Source organism: Pseudarthrobacter sp. NIBRBAC000502772, from assembly GCF_006517235.1.
In the GTDB taxonomy this organism is placed as follows: Bacteria; Actinomycetota; Actinomycetes; order Actinomycetales; family Micrococcaceae; genus Arthrobacter.
In genome coordinates this window covers 944,666-962,087 of sequence record NZ_CP041188.1, presented here as the reverse complement: position 1 = coordinate 962,087, position 17,422 = coordinate 944,666, and the positions used below count along the sequence as shown (strand labels likewise).

Genomic DNA, 17,422 nt, shown 5'->3' with positions numbered 1-17,422 from the left:
CTGTATCAACTAAAGCCGTTCCGGGCGGGGCCGGACAGGGCTTTCGGAGGGGTGGTGTCCGGGATTCCAGACTGCTGCGAGTTCCTGTCGGACCGTCGGGGAGGCAGAGCCAGCCGACGGCGGGCAGCACTACTTGGCAGGGCGGCCGTGGATGCGGACGGAGAGTTCGTCCGCTACTTTCTGGACCCGCGCGGCGAGCGCCGGCCATTGGTCCGCCGGCAGTTTGTCCTCGAGGAACGTGACGGCGACTGCCGCCGTCGGCCATCCCACGTGGTCCGTGACAGCGGCGGCGATCGAGCCGAAGCCGGGCGTCACCTCGCCATGTTCGGTGGCGTAGCCGCGCTGCCTCACTTGGTCCAGGTGCGAGGACAGCGCGGAGTACTTCATGATGGCGCCCTCCACTTCATGCCGGGCGGTGAAGGCCTCGGCATTCGGGTAAAGCGCCCGGACCTGCGACTTGGGCAGTGCGGCGAGAATGGCGCGGCCGCTGGCGGTGAGGTGGCTGGGAAGCCGGACGCCGACGTCGGTCACCAGGGAGGGGCGGTTCTTGGCCCGTTCCTCCACGATGTAGAGCACGTCGCGGCCGTGGAGCACGGCCAGGTGCGCGCTCTCACCGATGACGTCCACCAGCGACGCCAGCAGCGGCCGGCCCAGGCGGGACAGCGGTTCCTGCCGCGAATACGCCGAGCTCAGCTCGAAGGCACTGATGCCCAGCCCGTAGCGCTGCTCCTCGTGCAGATGGAGGACAAAGCCGTTCGCCTCCATCACCCCCAGGAGGTGGTAGACGCTGGAGCGCGGCAACCCCAAGGATGTGGCAATGCTCGACGCCGCCATCGGCCCCCGCTTCGAGGCCAGCAGCTTGAGGATACGCAGGGTGTTCTCGGCGGCGGGGACTTTGGACGTCACCCTTGGTTCAGTGCCCGCCTCTGGCCTGGCTTCCGCGCTCGGCAACACTGCACTCGACTCCACTGTGCCCTCCGTCATTTCTCGTGAGGCTTCCGGCCATGTCCGGGATCCCGTACTTAACCTTGCGCCTACGACCGGTCCCCTCACTGCCATCAAAACACGGCCGGTGTCCGGGATGCCAGACACTTGCCTTCGATGCGGGTCGGTCCGGAGTTGTTTGGGCTTAGGCTGGCTTCCCGGCCGCTCGGGCCCGCCCTGGCCCGCCGGGGCAGCTGGATCGGGTCCGGCTGCGTGGGCCGGAGGCGTGGGCTGGAGCCGCTGGTCGTCGGAGCTGGTCGTAGGCTGAAGCGTATGGCCTCAACCAGCGATATTCTTGCCGCGTACGATTCCCAGCTCCGCCGACTGGTTCCGCCAGCGGTTCCGGCAGGCCACGAGTATCAACTGCTAGGCCCCCTGCTTCGCGTGACCGGACAGCGGCGGGGCTTCATCGAGTCGGCTCGTGATGCCGGCGTGGAGGGCGGAATGCTCGACAGACTGATCGTCGAGCAGCGTGACTACTTTGCCGGCCGCGGGGAAGCCGTCGAGTGGAAGATACGGGCGCATGACCTCCCGGTTGATATTGAGTCCCGGCTTCTGGCCGCGGGCTTCGCACCGGAAGACCGCGAGACCGTCCTGGTGGGTGAGACGGCAGCGATGGCCGGTGATCCGGCGGTCCCCGAAGGCATCCGTGTGAGGCCAGTCTCAGAACGTGGCGACCTGGAGCGGATTGCGCGCATGAAGTCCATGGTGTGGGGCGCTGACTACAGCTGGGTGGCCTCTGACCTGCATCACCGGCTCGCCGCTGACCCGGAAAACCTGGTGGTCTTCGTAGCGGAGGCCTCGGGCGAAGTGGTGTCGGCGGCCTGGCTGGAGATCAATCCGGACACGGACTTCGCCGGTTTGTGGGGCGGGTCAACTTTGCCTGCATGGCGCGGGCGCGGGATCTATAAGGCTCTGGTTTCCGCACGCGCCCAGGTGGCGGCCGCCCGTGGAGTGAAATATCTGCAGGTGGACGCGTCTGCTGACAGTGAGCCGATCCTGCGAAGGTTGGGGTTCAGGGCCATCACCACCGCCACTCCGTTTGTTTGGACTCCTCCTGTGAGGGGCGATAGCCCTGGAGCAGCTGGGTAGAGCCCGCCCCCGCAAGGACGAAATGTCATGCTGCACCACCAACTGCGCTCCCGTGACTCAAACCAGCGCCCAATCTGGGAAGGTACCTTCTTTCACTGATGATCCTGCAGCTGGCCATTGGGCAGCGATGAGTCGACGGGCAGGTCCGGAGAAACCGCGCCAACGTGTTGAAGTCTGAGCTCTTCGAGAAGCTCCGGCGGCCAGTGGGGTGGTTCCCAGTCTGGGTGTTCGCTTTGGTAGTGGCGTCCGGTGGGTGATATCCAGCCGGGTGGTTCGTTCTTGGTGGCGGTGGTGGGTTTCCAACCGGTGATGTGTCTGAGCCTGTGGTGCTTGCGGCATGGCTGGCCGAGGTTACTGATCCCGGTGGTGCCGCCGTGGGCCCAGGCGAGGAGGTGGTCCGCTTCGTTGTCGAGGGAGTGGTTGCTGCAGCCGGGGAACGGGCACTTCCCGTCGCGTAACCGTAGCCATTGGCGTTGGGCTTTGGTGAGCCGGTAGCTGGTCCGCCCGATCTCGAGCGGTGCTCCGTCGCGGGGATCGATGAGGACGCGGTGGAAGGATTCGGCGCCGTCGGCGATCAAGTGGCGGGCCATGGACGGCGGGATCGGCCCGTATCCGTCGAGCATGGCCGGCTCATCCGTGACACCCAGCAGCGCCATGACCGGGACCGTGATCAACACCTGCGCCCGCGGGGATGGAATACCGCCGGTCTTTTCCCTACCCTCATCACCGGTTCCGCCGCCGGTGATGTTGTTGGTCAGGAGACAGGTGGCAAGGGTGTCGGCGCGGAGCTGGCTGAGGTTCCGGTCCTCGTCCGGTCCTTGGAGGGCACGGGCTGCGGTGGTGGCGCGGTCCCAGATCGCGGCCGCCTGGTCCGCGGGGAGGTATGCGCTGAGCCAGGCCATGCCGTCCCGGTCCGGGGCGTACTCCAGGCGCCGGTCCGCGGCGCTCTTGATGTGGCGTTTTTCGATGCTGACCGGGTGGTGGCGTTCGCGCCAGGTGCGGGCCTTGTGCCGGAACCTGCCGGGGATGAGCTCACCGGCGAAGCCGCGTGCCGGATTCACCGCGTGGGGGTCCAGGAAATGCGCTTCGAGGGCTTGGGCGCCGGCAGGGTCCAAGTTCACGGTTTCGTCGACCATGATCCGGGCGTGCTGCCACGAAATCGTCCCGGCCTGCAACGCGGACAACGTCAAAGGCAGGGCAGTGGTCAGGAAGCGCGCCTCGGCGAGGAGGGCGCCGGCGGCCCGTTCGCTGACCGTCAGCACACACGCGACCTCCGCGACCACGGCCATCTCCTGCCCGGTATTGTCCTCGGGCGACGCTGCAGGGCCCGCCAAAGCCTCGGCAGCGCTGTTGTAACCGGCGGCCAGCCAGGCCTTCAGGGCGGCACTTTTCGCGTCCAGCCGTGAGATCTCGGCCAGCCCGTCCAGGAAACCATCTGCCCGCCGACGCATAGGATCAGCGTCCCCGGAACAGCCGGAATCGGTCCCGTCCCGGAGCACCACAGCAAGCTCAGCGAAGGACACCGCAAGGGCCTCCGCCGTCGCCACCGCTGCTCTGCTATCCATACCCAAATCATCCCGCGAGGGACTGACAATAACGGCGAGGCTAAACGGCTATGTGCATAACCCTGCTTGACGTCATTGTCGAAGAGCGTCGGCGGAGCTGGGCGCTTACGTGTCCCCTCGCGCGCTGGGCGCTTATGTGTCCCCTCGGGCCGGGGGCTTAAGTGTCCCTTCGCGCCTGGTAATAGGGGGCGGTCGAAGAGCCTCAGATGCTGACAACAACCTTGCCGCGGACGCGCCCTTCGTGCATGTATTCGACGGCGGCCGGCGCCTCAACGAGCGCGTAGACCTTGTCCACGGCAGGCTTCACACTGCCGGCTTCAATGAGCATGGTCAGCGCCTCGAGATCGCGGTAGTTTTCCGTCGAAACAAGCCCCTTGAATTTCTGCCCGGAGAACAGTGACACCAGCGGCGCACCCATCGAACGCTCAAACCCGCCGGTCAGGTTCCCACCGCCCTCGCCGCCGACGATCACCAGCGTGCCCCGCGGGGTCAGCACGCGCCGCAGAACCGCGAGCGGCCGGTTGCCGGCGGTATCCAGGATGACATCGTAATACTGCCCGGCGCGGGCAAAATCGTCCCGGGTGTAGTCGATGACATGATCAGCGCCGAGGGACCGGACCAGCTCCACTTTTCCGGTGCTGCAGACTCCAGTGACCTCTGCCCCGAATGCCTTCGCCACCTGCACCGCAAAGGACCCGACTCCTCCGCCAGCACCGATGATCAGCACTTTCTGGCCGGTCGTCACCTGTCCGGCATCGCGGACAGCCTGCAACGCGGTTACACCCGAAATGGGTGCCACCGCAGCTTCCTCGAACGTGAGGTTCGCGGGCTTCGTGGCCACACGTCCCTCCCTGGCGCAGACAAATTCCGCGAAGGACCCCTCGCATGTGCCGAACACTTCGTCGCCAAGCTGGAAGCGTGTAACGCCAGCCCCCACGGCCTCCACGACGCCGGCAACCTCACGGCCGCGGACCGGAAACTTGGGCTTCTTCAGCCCGAAGCCGAAGAGGCGGAGCAGGTACGGCCGCCCGGCCATAAGGTGCCACACACCCTGGTCGACGCCGGCCGCGCGGACCCTGATCAGCACTTCCCGATCACCCGGCACCGGCAGAGGGATATCCCTTAGTTGGAGCACGTCGGCATTCCCGTAAACGTCCTGCACGATAGCTTTCATGATGCGTCTCCTTGATGATTCGGGTACTGGAACACGTCCTCAAGCGGCACGCTGAGCACATGGGCGATCTGGAACGCCATCTCCAGGGACGGTGAGTACCGGCCCTGTTCTATGGCGATGACGGTCTGGCGGGTGACGCCCACACGTTCGGCGAGTTCGGCCTGCGTCATCTCGCCCCGTTCGAACCGCAGGCGGCGGATGGAATTGGTCACCCGCGTTGGCTTCACCACGGCTGGAACCCCCGGCGGTAGGCGACGATCTTGGCCACGGAGCCCAGGATCGCGGACAACACAAACGTCAGGTAGATGACGTTTGCGATCCAGAAGTGGTCCACCTCGGCCATCGCCAGGAGCAGCGCCGCGACGCCGCCGATGACCACAAACGACTGCCCGATGTACTCGCCGAAACGGTAGATCTCCCTGTCGCGCTGATCCTTCTTCCCGGCCTCCTTGGGCGAAATAATGCCCAAGAGTATGTGCAGCGCGATGGACGCAGCAATGGATGCCCCGATGGTCCACAGCAGTGGAGCCACGTAGGGAACCTCAGCAAGGGGCATTGTGCCGGCCATGCCCAGGACGATGGCCAGATACACGCCATAAGAGCCCGTGGCCACCACCCCCATGATCCAGGCACTCTTCTCTTCGAAGGACATCTCCACTCCCTGTGATGCATGCATGTAAACCAAACTTGACATTTTCAATGTAAAAGAAAGCAGACATCGAGTCAAGGTTTCTTGACCTGCCAGGGCAGGTGTCGGCCCTGCAAATGATCTGTGAGAAGCCAGCCCACCTAGATGCGGGAAAAGCGGGCAAACCCAGCGTGGACGTCATGGACAATGACAGCCCCACCACCTAGGACCTGGGCCTTGGCCCGAAGCCGCGCCAAGAGCTCCTCGCTGGGACGGCCAAATACTTCGATGGTCCGCAACGTGATGAGGGGCGCGATAGGAGGAAACTTGGGGCCGGCGACCTTCATGTGGAACTCCAAGGAGGCCAGATCCGCGTGGAGGTTCATGACGCTCATCGTGGAGCCGTCCTCTGAGAAATAGACGCGGTAGGCGAGGATCTGAGGCTCGTTCATTTCGACGAATGAGCTCAACTCCGCCATGGCAGCCTTCAACTCCTCGAGCCTGCCGGGGCGGACCTCAGACGTATCGAGGTATGCGATGAACTCATCCATGCCATCCCTCCCGTTAAAACCGCGTCAACGCCCGTGCCAAGGGCCGCCTTTGGGCCGCGAACGTGATCCGTTATGGTCAATTTTCCTCCCGATCCGGCTCCGGCACACCCCCGATGCCAGCCACCCACCCGTCACGCGGGCTTCTCATCGTCTGAGAACCGAGACAGCGAAATGTCGTGAAGCCCATCACAGCAGGCCCGGAAATGGTCTGCTGGTTAGCGATCCCCCTCCCAATGACGAGAAGGTATTTGTATGCAGCAAGCACCAAGCGCCACCAGGCAAGACGCAAGCCCGGCCGAAAAGCCCAGGCCAGGATCCGGCGTCGCGCAGGTCCTGAACCGGGGACTGAACGTCCGGCACATCCGCTTCATGGCCCTGGGTTCGGCGATCGGAACCGGCCTGTTCTACGGCTCGGCCTCCGCCATCCAGAAGGCGGGCCCGGCCGTCCTGCTCGCCTACATCATCGGCGGCGCGGCGGTGTTTATGGTCATGCGGGCCCTCGGCGAGATGGCCGTCCGCCACCCTGTCTCAGGCTCGTTCGGCCAGTACGCCAGCCGCTACCTCGGCCCGCTGGCGGGGTTTGTGACCGGCTGGACGTATGTCTTCGAGATGGCGATCGTGGCCATCGCGGACGTGACGGCTTTCAGCATTTACATGGGCTTCTGGTTTCCGCAGGTGGACCGCTGGATCTGGATCCTGGCCATCATCTGCTTCCTGGCCGCACTGAACCTGCTCAGCGTGAAGGTCTTCGGCGAGCTCGAGTTCTGGTTCTCGCTGATCAAGGTGGTGGCCATCATCGCCATGATCGCCGGCGGCGCCGCCATCATCGCGTTCGGTTTCCAGGCCGGCGGGTCCACCGTGGCCCCCGGGCCTCGGCAACCTCGTGGAGCACGGCGGGCTGTTCCCCAACGGCTTCGAAGGGCTCCTGGCCTCGTTCGCCGTCGTGATGTTCGCGTTCGGCGGGATCGAGACGCTTGGCATCACCGCCGGCGAGGCCGCGGACCCCAAGAAGATTATCCCCAAGGCGGTGAACACGGTGCCGGTCCGCGTCCTGCTGTTCTACGTCCTGACCCTCGGCGTGCTGATGAGCCTCTTCCCGTGGAACGAAATCGGCAGCAACGGCAGCCCGTTCGTTCAGATCTTCAGCGGCCTGGGCATCCCGGCCGCACCGCACATCCTCAACGCCGTGGTGATCACCGCCGCGCTCTCCGCCATCAACAGCGACATCTTCGGCGCCGGCCGCATCCTGTTCGGGCTGTCCGGGCAAGGCCACGCGCCGGCAGTTTTCGGTAAGGTCTCGCGCCATGGCGTGCCGTGGATGACGGTGGTGATGATGGCCGGCATCCTCCTGGTGGGCGTGGTGCTGAACGCCGTCATTCCCGAAGACGTCTTCATCCTGATCGCCTCGATCGCCACCTTCGCCACCGTCTGGGTGTGGGTCATGATCCTTGCCTCCCATGTGGCGATGAAGCGGGAGATCGCGCGGAATGGACTGCCGGCGTCGGAATTCCCCTCCCCGTGGTGGCCCGCGGCATCCATCCTGACCATCGCGTTTATGGCGCTGATCATCGCCGTCCTGGGCGCCTTCGAGGACACCCGCGTGGCGCTGTACGTGGGCGCGGCGTGGCTGGGGCTGCTGGTCCTCGCCTACCGCCTGTGGGTCAGAGGTAACGGACGACGCCGGGCCGAACTTGTGGACGAAACCTCACCGCTCCCGGTGGTCGCCTCAGCCCGCCGGAGCTAAGATCAGGCATGGTTCCCCTCTCAAACCTTCTGGCGTTTGCGCTGGCATCCGTGGTGCTGATCGCTGTCCCCGGACCCAGCGTGCTGTTCGTGATCGGCCGTTCCCTGGCCCTTGGCTGGAAGGGCGGCGTCCTGACGGTGCTGGGCAACGCGACCGGGCAACTGGTGCAGGTGGCTGCAGTCGCGCTCGGCGTGGGCATTATTGTGGCGCAGTCCGTGGTCCTCTTCAGCGTGGTGAAGCTGGCCGGGGCCGCCTACTTGGTCTATCTGGGCATCAAAGCCATCCGGAACCGTCGGCACAACTCATTCGCGGATCGTCAGCCAGCGGCTTCCTCGCCACGGCGGCTGGTGGCGGAAGGCCTGGTGGTGGGTATCACCAACCCCAAGTCGGTGGTCTTCTTCGTGGCAGTGCTTCCGCAGTTTGTTGACTACCCTTCCGGGGCCATTCCGTTCCAGCTGGCGCTGCTGGGGGCGGTGTTCCTGCTGATCGCCGTAGTGTCAGATAGCCTCTGGGCCGTCGCCGCGGGTTCAGCCCGCCAATGGTTTGCCCGTTCGCCCCGCCGGGTTTCAGCGGTGGAGGCAACAGGCGGGGCCTTGATGATCGGCCTCGGCGGAACGTTGGCCCTGACCGGCAGCAAGTCCTAGGGACCACACCGGCGCTCTCTCACTTTTGGGGCGATTTGGCGCGACGCTCTCTCACATGAGGTGAGAGAGCGTTTGCCCAAAACGTGCATTAGGTGAGAGAGCGTCCGGGAGTTGCGCTCGTGCTCAGACGGCGGCGATCGCCGAGCGGACCGCGGCCGGCATCGGCGTTGTGGGCCGGCCGATCAGGGTGCGGAGGTCCGAGCCGCTGACCAGGAGGTCGCCACGGGCAATGCCGAGGTCCGAGTCCGCCAGGATGTCGGCGAAGAGCTCCGGCACGCCGAATCCGGCGAGGAGTCCTGCGTAGTCGCTGGCAGGAAGGTCCTGGTACACCACGGGCGTGTTGGCCGCGGCGCTGATTTCCTGGGCCAGTTCGGTGAGCGTGAAGGCGTGGTCTCCGCCGAGCTCGTAGACCTTGCCGGCCTGATTCTCGGCAACCAGCACGGCTGCCGCTGCCTCGGCGTAGTCCACCCGGGCCGCGGCACTGACCTTGCCTTCACCGGCGCTGCCGGCAAGCGCACCCTGGGCAAGGGTGCCCTGCAGCTGGTCGGTGTAGTTTTCGAGGTACCAGCTGTTGCGGAGAATGGCGAATGGAACCCCCGAGTCCTTCAGGATGGCCTCGGTTGCCTGGTGCTCAGCGGCCAGCTTCATGCTGGTGGTGTCAGCGTTGGCGACACTTGTGTAGGCCAGCAGCTCCACGCCTTCAGACTTGGCTGCCTCAATCACCGTGCGGTGCTGGTCCACGCGCTGGCCAACCTCGCTGCCGGAAATCAGGAGAACCTTGCTGGCGCCCTGCAGGGCCAGCGCCACAGACGAAGGGTCCGAGTAGTCCATCGGCTTGACCTGCACACCGCGCGCCTTGAAGTCCGCCAGTTTTTCGATGGAACGGCCGGTGGCCACGATCTGCGCTGCCGGAACGTTGCGCTCCAGGAGGGCCTCGACGACGTGGCGGCCAAGCTGTCCGGTTGCTCCGGTGATGACGATGCTCATGGGTTGGTTCCTTTCACCATTTCTTAGGGGGTCACCTTCCACAACCAGCCGCCCCGCCAATTACTTCCTGAAAGACAGTACGCACTTCTAGGTAAGGTACTCACCTTTTGGTAAGTTATGGGTATGGAAGCGACTGGATGGCCCACCACCCTGCCGGAAGATCTCCGGGCACACCTGCCGGAAGGATCGGCCGACGGCGTGTTCCCGGCTGGGTGCCCCAGCCGCACCGTCCTGGACCACATCACCAGCAAATGGGGGGTCCTGATCCTCCTGGCGCTCTCCGAAGGTGAGCAGCGCTGGAGCGAACTCCGGCGCCGGGCAGAGGGCATCAGCGAAAAAATGCTGGCGCAGACCCTCAAGACCCTGGAGCGCGACGGCCTGGTGCTGCGGAAGGCCCAGCCCGTCATCCCGCCCCGCGTGGACTACAGCCTGACCGAACGCGGCCATGAGCTGTCCGGCCTGCTGGTCCCCCTGGCCACCTGGGCCTACAACAACGCCGACGACATCCTCAACGGCCAGCGCTGATTCCCGGACAACGATGATTCCCGGCCAGCGCCGACCCCTAAATCACCTAAGTAGGATTCGCCCGCGAAGTCGAGTACATGTTACTGGTGTGACTGGTGTGAATAGCGCCTAGTGTAAATGTAAGGTGCCAGCCAGGAATTGGAGGACCATCCTCTGCTGGGAGCGTTCCGGCAAGCGCGCCGACAGTGAGCGGACGAGCGCCGCCCTGAAGGAGTTGTTCCGATGGTCAACGCTGCCAGTAATCCGAGACAACCGCGCCTCATGGCAAGGGCCTGGAACCGCGTCCGCGCGGTGCCAGGCCCAGCAAGCCCCTACAAGATCGGTGACGCCGTGGTGGGTGACGATCCCTTCAACGGCCGGCACGAGGGTGTGGTGGTCTCACGGACCCCCGGCTCTGTCGGCATCGGAGCCGCAGAGGGCGTTGTCTACTTTGATCCCCGCCACGTCAGACGGCAGGAGTAGGCAACCGGCCCCGGCTACCGCGCCGACCAGCCGCCGTCCATTGCGTAGCTGGCCCCAGTGACCATGCCGGCGTGATCGGACGCCAGCCAGGCCGCCAGGGAGGCAACTTCCTCCGGTTCCACCAGGCGTTTCACGGCGGACTCGGTGAGCATCACCTTGGCCAGGACCTCGGACTCGGGGATGCCATGCACCCTGGCCTGGTCCGCAATCTGCTTCTCGACCAGCGGGGTCCGGACGTAGCCCGGGTTGATGCAGTTGGACGTGACTCCATGCCCCCCGCCCTCAAGTGCCGTCACCTTGCTCAGCCCTTCCAGGCCGTGCTTGGCGGAAACGTACGCGCTTTTGAACGGGGAGGCCCGGATTCCGTGCACGGATGACACGTTGATGATGCGGCCGAAGCCGTTGGCATACATGTGCGGCAGCGAGGCCCGGATCAGCAGGAACGGGGCCTCGAGCATCAGCGCGATGATCCGGCGGAAGTCCGCCGGATCGAACGCTTCGATGGGGCTGATGCTCTGGATCCCGGCGTTGTTCACCAGGATGTCGCAGTCCAGGCTCAGGGTGGCGAGCGCGTCCACGTCCAGCAGGTCCACGGCCCAGGCCGTGCCGCCCACTTCATCGGCGAGGGCGGCAGCGCCGGCGGAGTCGACGTCGGCCACCACCACTTTCGCCCCGCGGGCGGCCAGTTCCCGGACACAGGCAGCCCCGATCCCGCTGGCGCCGCCGGTCACCACGGCCTTGCGGCCGTTCAGTGTGTTTTCCATTGCAGATCTGCTTCCCATCGTGTGCGCGCTCAATTTCCCTGCGGTGAACTGCTCAGGCAGTTCAGCGTGAGGCCGCCGGGAGCAGTCCCTCGCGGGCGGCGTCGGCCTTGTCCACTTCCTCCAGCGCGATGCCCTTGGTTTCCTTCAGGCTCAGCACCGCCACCGTTGTGATCGCGCAGGCAACCAAAAGGTAGATGGCCGTAGGCAGCCAGGAACCGGTGTCCTTGAGCCACTGGGTGGCCAGCAGCGGGGCCAGCGAACCGGCGAAGATCGAGGTGACCTGCGAGCCCAGCGAAACGCCCGAGTAGCGCATGCGGGTGGGGAACAGTTCGGCCATGATGGCGGGCTGGCCAGCATACATAAACGCGTGCAGGCAGAGGCCGATGGTCACAGCCAGGACAATCACCACGGCGTTGCGCGTATCGAACATGGGGAAGGCGAAGAACGGCCAGGCCGCACCGGAGATGGACCCGATCAGGTAGACGGGCTTGCGTCCCAGCTTGTCGACGAGCCGTCCCACCTGCGGGATGACCAGGAAGTGGATGACGTGGGCGATCAGGAGTGCGAGCAGGAGCGAGGACGTGTCGTACTTGTGCACGCTCTTGAGGTAGACAATGGCGAAGCTGACCACCAGGTAGTACATGATGTTCTCCGCGAAGCGCAGCCCCATGGCCTGCAGGATGCCCTTGGGGTACTTGCGCACCACCTCGAAGACGCCGTAGCTGACGGCCTGCTCCTTCTCCACAAGGGCCTTGGCTTCCAGGAAGATGGGCGCCTCGGTGACGTGGGTGCGGATGTAGTAGCCAACGAAGACGATCACGGCGGAGAGCCAGAAGGCCACGCGCCAGCCCCAGCCGAGGAATGCCTCCGGGCTCAGGGCGGTGGACATAATGAACAGCACCAGCGTTGCCAGCAGGTTGCCCACCGGCACTGCGGCCTGCGGCCAGCTGGACCAGAATCCGCGGGACTTGTTGGGGCTGTGTTCGGCAACCAGCAGCACGGCGCCGCCCCATTCGCCGCCGAGCGCGAAGCCCTGGATGAAGCGGAGGGCCACCAGCAGGGCCGGAGCCAGGTAGCCGATGTCGGCAAAGCCCGGGAGGCAGCCCATCAGGAACGTCGCCACGCCGACGATCACGATGGTCAGCTGCAGTGTGGGCTTGCGGCCCAGCTTGTCGCCGATCTGGCCGAAGACGATGCCGCCGAGGGGGCGCGCCACGAAGCCCACCGCGTAGGTGAGGAACGCCTGGATGATGCCGTCCAGCTCGTTGCCGGTGGCGGGGAAGAAGTACTTCCCGAAGACCAGGGTGGCGGCGGTGGCGTAGAGGAAGAATTCGTACCATTCCACCACCGTGCCCACCATCGACGCGGCCACAATCTTTTTAAGCCCGGATCCCTTGGGTGCGGATCCGGCGGCATTGTCTGCCGAGCGCTGCTCTACGCTCATGAGTTTCTCCTTAGTGTCCACTTTGACACGCGCTGTGATCCACAGCACTAATGGCTCCACTGAGTATTACTGCACAAACATGCGCCTTCAATGCCCAATCCGGCACCTGCTGTGTGCACAATTGCAGATATGAAGGCGAATCCCGATGACCTCCTGGTCCTGCTTGCGGTATCCCGCTCGGCCAAATTTACGACGGCGGCGCAAGTGTTGGGGCTGAACCACACCACCGTTTCGCGTCGGATAGCCGCCTTGGAGAAGGCGCTGGGCGGCCGCGTCCTGGCACGGGCGGCCGGCGGCTGGGAACTGACGGAGCTGGGCACGGAGGCCGTCCGGGTCGCCGAACAGGTGGAGGCAGCGGTGAGTGCGCTGGGCCCGGCAGGCCAGGCACCCGACCCGATTACCGGCGTCGTGCGCATGACGGCGACCGACGGCTTCAGCGCCTACATCGCCGCGCCCGCTGTGGCACGGCTGCGCCGGAAACACCCGGGACTGAGCGTGGAAGTGGTGACGATGACCCGCCGGGCGCTGCAGCAGCGCTCCGGGCTGGACATCGAGGTAGTGGTGGGCGAACCGCAGGTCCACCGGGCCGAAGCCGTCCAACTGGGCGAGTACATGCTGGGGATGTACGCCTCGCGTGCCTACCTTGCCGAGAACGGGACGCCGGCGAGCGTTGCTGAGCTGACGGAGCACCCGCTGGTGTACTTTGTGGATTCGATGCTGCAGGTGGACGACCTGGACGCTCCCCGGCGGCTGGTGCCGGCCATGCGCGAAGGGCTGACGTCCACCAACGTGTTTGTCCATGTGGAGGCCACCCGCGCCGGCGCTGGCATCGGATTCCTGCCGTGCTTCATGGGCAATCTGCACAGCGACCTGGTCCGGCTGCTCCCCGACGACTTCGCCGAGTTGCTCCCTTACTGGATGGTGCTGCGCCCCGATTCGATGCGCCGCCCTGCCGTGGCCGCCGTGGTGCAAGCGTTGCGCGACCAGACGGCGGCGCACCGGGACGCCCTGCTGGGTCGCGCTCAGACCCCATCGGCTGCTCCATAACCGCCGTTTTCGGGGCCCAAAAGGGCGCCTACGGAGCAATCGACGGTGCTGCCGGGTCGTGACGCACCGGGGAGTTCGCGGCGAAGGCGCGCACCTGGGCGTCGTTCCAGATGTGGGCCGGGACGGCGCCGCCCAGCAGCCGGCGGGCTAGCTGCGGGTCCCCGTCCAGCGGGGTATCGCTGCCGGCCATGACCATGTTGCCGAAGCGGCGGCCCTTCAGCATGGAGGGGTCGGCGATGATGACGGTGTGTGCGAATGCGGCCGCGATGGTGGCGGCGTCTTCGCGCGCATTCTTCAAGTCCGGGGCGTCGCCTGAGTTGACCACATAGATGCCGCCCGGCGCCAGGACCCGCTTGATGTGGTCATTAAACTCGGCGGTGGTGAGCGTCCGCGGCGTGAGTGAACCGGCAAACACGTCGCGGATGATGAAGTCGCGGCTGTCAGGCGTGAGCGTCTCGGTGACCTCGCGGGCCTCCCCCACTCGCAGCCGCAGGAGCGGTGCCTTGGGCAGGTCGAACCAGCCGCGGACATATTCGGCGAGCTTGCCGTCGAGTTCCACCACCACCTGCCGGGCGTCCGGATAGGCGGTGTGGAAGTACCGGGCCAGGGAACAGGCCCCGCCGCCCAGGTGCAGCCCACGCAGCCGCTCGGTCCCGCCCACAGTCGGCGCGACCGCCTTGGCGCCGCCCTTTCCGGGCTTCGGCGGCCAACGTGACTCAATCAGCGCCGCCATCCAGCGCATGTACTCAAAATCAAGGAAAAGCGGATCCGCAAGGTCGATGTGGGAGCTCATGACGCCGTTGATCTTCAGGAGCCAACCGTTGGAGTTGTCCTGGTCCGCGATGAGCTCGCAGTCGCCGGTATCAACGTAGTAGACGCCCTCAACCGGGCCCTCAGGACGGGTGCCCTTGGGCACCTCGATGACACCCGCCGTCGCACGCTGGCTGTTCCGCCCGCCTGACTTGCCGCGTTTTGCCATTACCCGTGTGCCGCTTCAGTCATGGATCAACCATAATTGACTGCCCAGCACCGGCGGTCCGGCACGGTCGCGGGGCCTGGGGCGGGGACCGTGCCGGTTGCGGGAGCAGGGCTAGGTGGCCAGCGGCCTGTCCCGATCTGTCCTTTCCTGATCCCGCCGAAGTGCCTCCGCCCGGGTGGCGTCGGTTCGAGTGGCGTCGGTTCGCTCGTCGCCTTCCGGATTCACGTCGGCGTCTGTGCGGGTGGCATCCCTACGCCCGTCCCCGTCCTGATTAATGTCCGGGTCCAGCGCATCGGCCTTCTGCGTGCGCTCAGCCACGTCCTCCCGGAGCGACCTGGCGCTGTCGGTCTTCTGCTCGGCCTCCTGCTTCAGCCTCGCAGCGTCCACCTCTGCCTTCTCTGCGTCGGCACGGGCGCGGATGGCCCGGGCTTCGTTCTCACGCGCATCGAGCTCGATGTCCTCGGCTTTCCGGCGCATTTCGGCGGCCTTTTCGCGGTGCGATTCGTCCCGCTTCTGCTGCATGGCCTGACGGCGACGCCCGGTCACCAGCCACAGCACGATCAGGACCAGCACGACGATGGCAACAATCACCCAAACCCACGATGTTGTATCCACGACTACCCACCCTTTCCACTTCGTTGTGACGGGGTCCCTGCGATGCCGGGCGGCAGGCGATACGAACCCCTTTGAAATTCAGGTAGGAAGGGTACTTACCTTCCGTTACTAATCATGCTTACTATTTTACGGCCAGTATCGCTGGTTCTTAATCAACAACCGGCCTTCTTTGGAAAGAGAGAGCGAAGATGACAGAGAACCAATGGCCCGAGGACCCGGCTAACCCGGCTCCACCGGCCACCCGCGCAACCACAGGAGAACGCGCGCCCAGTACGTTCCCCAGCACTTTGCCCACAGCGGCGCCGCAGACGGGTAGTACGTACGGGACCTCCCGCACGGATGCTGTCAAGGAAGAGGCCGGGAACGTCGCGCGGACAGCGGCGGATTCCGCACAGAGCGTGGCGGAAACCGCCAAGTCGGAGGCGGACAACGTCGCGTCAGAGGCCAAGGCGAATGCCAAGGACCTCCTCCACCAGGCCCGCCACGATCTCACCGCCCAAGCCAGCGCACAGCAGCAGAAGGTAGCCAGCGGACTCCGCTCAGTCTCGGACGAACTGCACGCCATGGCGCAGGCGTCCAGCCAGCCAGGAGTGGCCACTGACCTGGTCCGCCAGGCCGCGGAGCGTTCCTCCTCCGTCGCCTCCTGGCTGGACGCCAGGGACCCGGGATCGCTCTTGAGCGAGATCAAAGGCTTCGCCCGGCAGCGCCCGGGGACGTTCCTGCTGCTGGCCGCGGGGGCTGGCATCCTTGCCGGCCGGCTCAGCCGCAGCCTAAGCGCCGGCGCTCCGGAGTCCGCCGCGGACTCCGCTGGAGCCCGCGGCCAGTACGGTGCCGACGGCCAGTACGGCACCGGTGGCCAATACGGCAGCGGCTACACGCCGTCGGGCGGCGGCACTGTCCCACCCCCGCCCGTACAGCTGCCCGGCCCGGCCACCACCACGGCAGGGTTCGACGGCGGTGCGCCAGGGAGCAGCTACGGGGACCCGTCGCGCCCCGCCAGTCCGTTGGACAGCCCCCAACTGGCAGCGCAGCCCCTCTCGGCCGAACGCCTTGCCGGTGACCCCCTGGGAGACCGGGAGCTGGCCGACGACCCTATGGCCAACGACCCCCTGACCCGGGACCGCTCCACAGACGGCCAGACTGGCAGGCTGTGATGAGCAGCCAGATACCTGAGCCTCCCCCGTCGGCGGCCCACGCGAAAGCCGACAACACGTCGTTGGGTGACCTGCTCGGTGAGGTGACCCGTGACCTGTCCACGCTGATGCGCCAGGAGGTCGAGCTTGCCAAGGCCGAGCTCAAGGAATCGGCCACCAAGGCAGGCAGGGGCGGCGGCATGCTGGCCGGCGCCGGCGTAGCGGGCCATTTTGTACTGCTGTTCCTGTCGATCGCCCTCTGGATCGCGTTAGGCGAGCTGATGGGACTCGGCTGGTCCGCCGTCGTGGTCGCTGTCATCTGGGGCGTCATCGCCGCAGTGCTGGCGTCCATGGGCCGCAATGAGCTCAAAACTGTAAAGGGCATGCCGCAAACCGCTGAAACACTCCAGGAAATTCCCCCAACCCTAAAACCCGGTGAGGTAAAACCATGAGCGACAATCCGGACGATATCCGTTCAGATATTGAGGCAACCCGTGCCCGTCTGGGCACGAACGTGGACGCGGTGGCAGACAAAGTGACGCCATCGAACATCGTCCATCGGCAGACAGACAAGGTGAAGGACGCCGTGTTCGGAGTGAAGGAGAAAGTCATGGGAACAGCCGACGACGTCACCACCCGCGTGCACGGTGGCGCCCACGCCCGCACTGACAGCGCAGGCAACGCACTAAGTGAAGCGGGCGCCGCCATTGGTGACACTCCGCACCAGGTGAAAGCAAAGACGCAGGGCAACCCGCTAGCTGCCGGGCTGATCGCGTTCGGCGCCGGCCTGCTTTTGTCATCGCTGATCCCGGCAAGCGAGAAGGAACGCGAAGCAGCGGATGCCCTCAAGTCCGCCGCCGAACCGTTGACCGCCGAGCTGACCGAGGCCGCGAAGGAGATGGCTGAGGGCTTGAAGGAACCGGCGCGGGAAGCCATGGAGAACGTCAAGGCCACAGCAGTCGACGCCGCCGAGCATCTCAAGCATGAGGGCCAGGTTGCGGCTGCGGACGTCAAGGAACGGGCCGCCGACGCCAGGGAGAACGTACAGAACACGTAACGGCGCCACGCCCCTAGCGGCGGCGCC

The 17,422-nt window shown here is 65.6% G+C and carries 19 protein-coding genes and 1 pseudogene; 9 read left to right on the top strand and 11 right to left on the bottom strand.

The genetic code is table 11. The features are described 5' to 3' along the window. Nucleotides 1-129 precede the first annotated feature (129 nt). Nucleotides 130-984, bottom strand: coding sequence for an IclR family transcriptional regulator (locus NIBR502772_RS04525; protein ID WP_246848694.1), 855 nt, complete (start codon nucleotides 982-984; stop codon nucleotides 130-132). A 273-nt stretch (nucleotides 985-1,257) separates the two neighbouring features. On the opposite strand from NIBR502772_RS04525, the gene NIBR502772_RS04520 reads away from it, so the two are divergent. Beyond that, nucleotides 1,258-2,076 (top strand): GNAT family N-acetyltransferase, encoded by an 819-nt coding sequence (locus NIBR502772_RS04520; protein WP_141139258.1) that lies wholly within the window; start codon nucleotides 1,258-1,260, stop codon nucleotides 2,074-2,076. A 92-nt stretch (nucleotides 2,077-2,168) separates the two neighbouring features. On the opposite strand, the gene NIBR502772_RS04515 is transcribed toward NIBR502772_RS04520, so the two are convergent. The 5 genes from NIBR502772_RS04515 to NIBR502772_RS04495 form a co-directional block, all read right to left on the bottom strand. Then, entirely contained in the window at nucleotides 2,169-3,641 is a 1,473-nt protein-coding gene (locus tag NIBR502772_RS04515; protein ID WP_141139257.1) for an HNH endonuclease signature motif containing protein, read from the bottom strand. A 202-nt stretch (nucleotides 3,642-3,843) separates the two neighbouring features. Further along, nucleotides 3,844-4,815: an NAD(P)-dependent alcohol dehydrogenase gene (locus NIBR502772_RS04510; RefSeq protein WP_141139256.1), complete on the bottom strand. Its 972-nt coding sequence runs from the start codon at nucleotides 4,813-4,815 to the stop codon at nucleotides 3,844-3,846. After that, nucleotides 4,812-5,045: a helix-turn-helix transcriptional regulator gene (locus NIBR502772_RS04505; protein WP_058930270.1), complete on the bottom strand. Its 234-nt coding sequence runs from the start codon at nucleotides 5,043-5,045 to the stop codon at nucleotides 4,812-4,814. The genes NIBR502772_RS04510 and NIBR502772_RS04505 overlap by 4 nt, the downstream gene beginning before the upstream one ends. Next, the gene (locus NIBR502772_RS04500; RefSeq protein WP_246848693.1) at nucleotides 5,039-5,491 is read right to left on the bottom strand and encodes a hypothetical protein; all 453 of its coding nucleotides are present in this window, start codon (nucleotides 5,489-5,491) and stop codon (nucleotides 5,039-5,041) included. Before NIBR502772_RS04500 ends, NIBR502772_RS04505 begins: the two co-directional genes overlap by 7 nt. A gap of 113 nt (nucleotides 5,492-5,604) precedes the next feature. Then, the gene (locus tag NIBR502772_RS04495) at nucleotides 5,605-5,994 is read right to left on the bottom strand and encodes a hypothetical protein (RefSeq protein ID WP_141139255.1); all 390 of its coding nucleotides are present in this window, start codon (nucleotides 5,992-5,994) and stop codon (nucleotides 5,605-5,607) included. Nucleotides 5,995-6,246: 252 nt separating this feature from the next. Between NIBR502772_RS04495 and NIBR502772_RS04490 the strand changes: the two are divergent. Then, nucleotides 6,247-7,738, top strand: a pseudogene (locus NIBR502772_RS04490) (amino acid permease). A gap of 8 nt (nucleotides 7,739-7,746) precedes the next feature. Then, complete coding sequence (locus NIBR502772_RS04485) at nucleotides 7,747-8,382, top strand: LysE family translocator (RefSeq protein ID WP_141139254.1); 636 nt, start codon at nucleotides 7,747-7,749, stop codon at nucleotides 8,380-8,382. A gap of 123 nt (nucleotides 8,383-8,505) precedes the next feature. Here NIBR502772_RS04485 and NIBR502772_RS04480 read toward each other — a convergent pair whose 3' ends face one another. Continuing rightward, on the bottom strand, nucleotides 8,506-9,369 hold the full coding sequence (locus tag NIBR502772_RS04480) for an SDR family oxidoreductase (protein WP_141139253.1): 864 nt from the start codon (nucleotides 9,367-9,369) through the stop codon (nucleotides 8,506-8,508). A 123-nt stretch (nucleotides 9,370-9,492) separates the two neighbouring features. Here NIBR502772_RS04480 and NIBR502772_RS04475 point away from each other — a divergent pair, with 123 nt between their 5' ends. Together NIBR502772_RS04475 and NIBR502772_RS04470 are read left to right on the top strand one after the other, a co-directional pair. Continuing rightward, complete coding sequence (locus tag NIBR502772_RS04475) at nucleotides 9,493-9,894, top strand: helix-turn-helix domain-containing protein (protein WP_141139252.1); 402 nt, start codon at nucleotides 9,493-9,495, stop codon at nucleotides 9,892-9,894. Between the two features lie 261 nt (nucleotides 9,895-10,155). Continuing rightward, a complete protein-coding gene (locus NIBR502772_RS04470) occupies nucleotides 10,156-10,356 on the top strand; it encodes a hypothetical protein (RefSeq protein WP_141139251.1) in 201 nt (66 codons plus the stop codon). A gap of 14 nt (nucleotides 10,357-10,370) precedes the next feature. Here the strand turns inward: NIBR502772_RS04470 and NIBR502772_RS04465 are convergent, their stop codons facing one another. Both NIBR502772_RS04465 and NIBR502772_RS04460 read right to left on the bottom strand, forming a co-directional pair. Continuing rightward, nucleotides 10,371-11,120 (bottom strand): 3-hydroxybutyrate dehydrogenase, encoded by a 750-nt coding sequence (locus NIBR502772_RS04465; RefSeq protein WP_141139250.1) that lies wholly within the window; start codon nucleotides 11,118-11,120, stop codon nucleotides 10,371-10,373. A 61-nt stretch (nucleotides 11,121-11,181) separates the two neighbouring features. Beyond that, nucleotides 11,182-12,564: an MFS transporter gene (locus NIBR502772_RS04460; protein ID WP_141139249.1), complete on the bottom strand. Its 1,383-nt coding sequence runs from the start codon at nucleotides 12,562-12,564 to the stop codon at nucleotides 11,182-11,184. A 129-nt stretch (nucleotides 12,565-12,693) separates the two neighbouring features. On the opposite strand from NIBR502772_RS04460, the gene NIBR502772_RS04455 reads away from it, so the two are divergent. Then, on the top strand, nucleotides 12,694-13,611 hold the full coding sequence (locus NIBR502772_RS04455) for a LysR family transcriptional regulator (RefSeq protein WP_141139248.1): 918 nt from the start codon (nucleotides 12,694-12,696) through the stop codon (nucleotides 13,609-13,611). A 28-nt stretch (nucleotides 13,612-13,639) separates the two neighbouring features. Here NIBR502772_RS04455 and NIBR502772_RS04450 read toward each other — a convergent pair whose 3' ends face one another. Next, nucleotides 13,640-14,590: a spermidine synthase gene (locus NIBR502772_RS04450; RefSeq protein ID WP_141139247.1), complete on the bottom strand. Its 951-nt coding sequence runs from the start codon at nucleotides 14,588-14,590 to the stop codon at nucleotides 13,640-13,642. 111 nt (nucleotides 14,591-14,701) lie between these two features. Then, entirely contained in the window at nucleotides 14,702-15,205 is a 504-nt protein-coding gene (locus tag NIBR502772_RS04445) for a hypothetical protein (RefSeq protein WP_141139246.1), read from the bottom strand. 398 nt (nucleotides 15,206-15,603) lie between these two features. Here NIBR502772_RS04445 and NIBR502772_RS04440 point away from each other — a divergent pair, with 398 nt between their 5' ends. The 3 genes from NIBR502772_RS04440 to NIBR502772_RS04430 are packed head-to-tail and all read left to right on the top strand — an operon-like array spanning nucleotide 15,604 to nucleotide 17,395. Beyond that, nucleotides 15,604-16,359, top strand: coding sequence for a hypothetical protein (locus NIBR502772_RS04440; protein WP_371706770.1), 756 nt, complete (start codon nucleotides 15,604-15,606; stop codon nucleotides 16,357-16,359). After that, complete coding sequence (locus NIBR502772_RS04435) at nucleotides 16,359-16,790, top strand: phage holin family protein (RefSeq protein ID WP_141139244.1); 432 nt, start codon at nucleotides 16,359-16,361, stop codon at nucleotides 16,788-16,790. The genes NIBR502772_RS04440 and NIBR502772_RS04435 overlap by 1 nt, the downstream gene beginning before the upstream one ends. Further along, entirely contained in the window at nucleotides 16,787-17,395 is a 609-nt protein-coding gene (locus tag NIBR502772_RS04430; protein ID WP_141139243.1) for a DUF3618 domain-containing protein, read from the top strand. The genes NIBR502772_RS04435 and NIBR502772_RS04430 overlap by 4 nt, the downstream gene beginning before the upstream one ends. The last annotated feature ends 27 nt before the right edge of the window (nucleotides 17,396-17,422 follow it).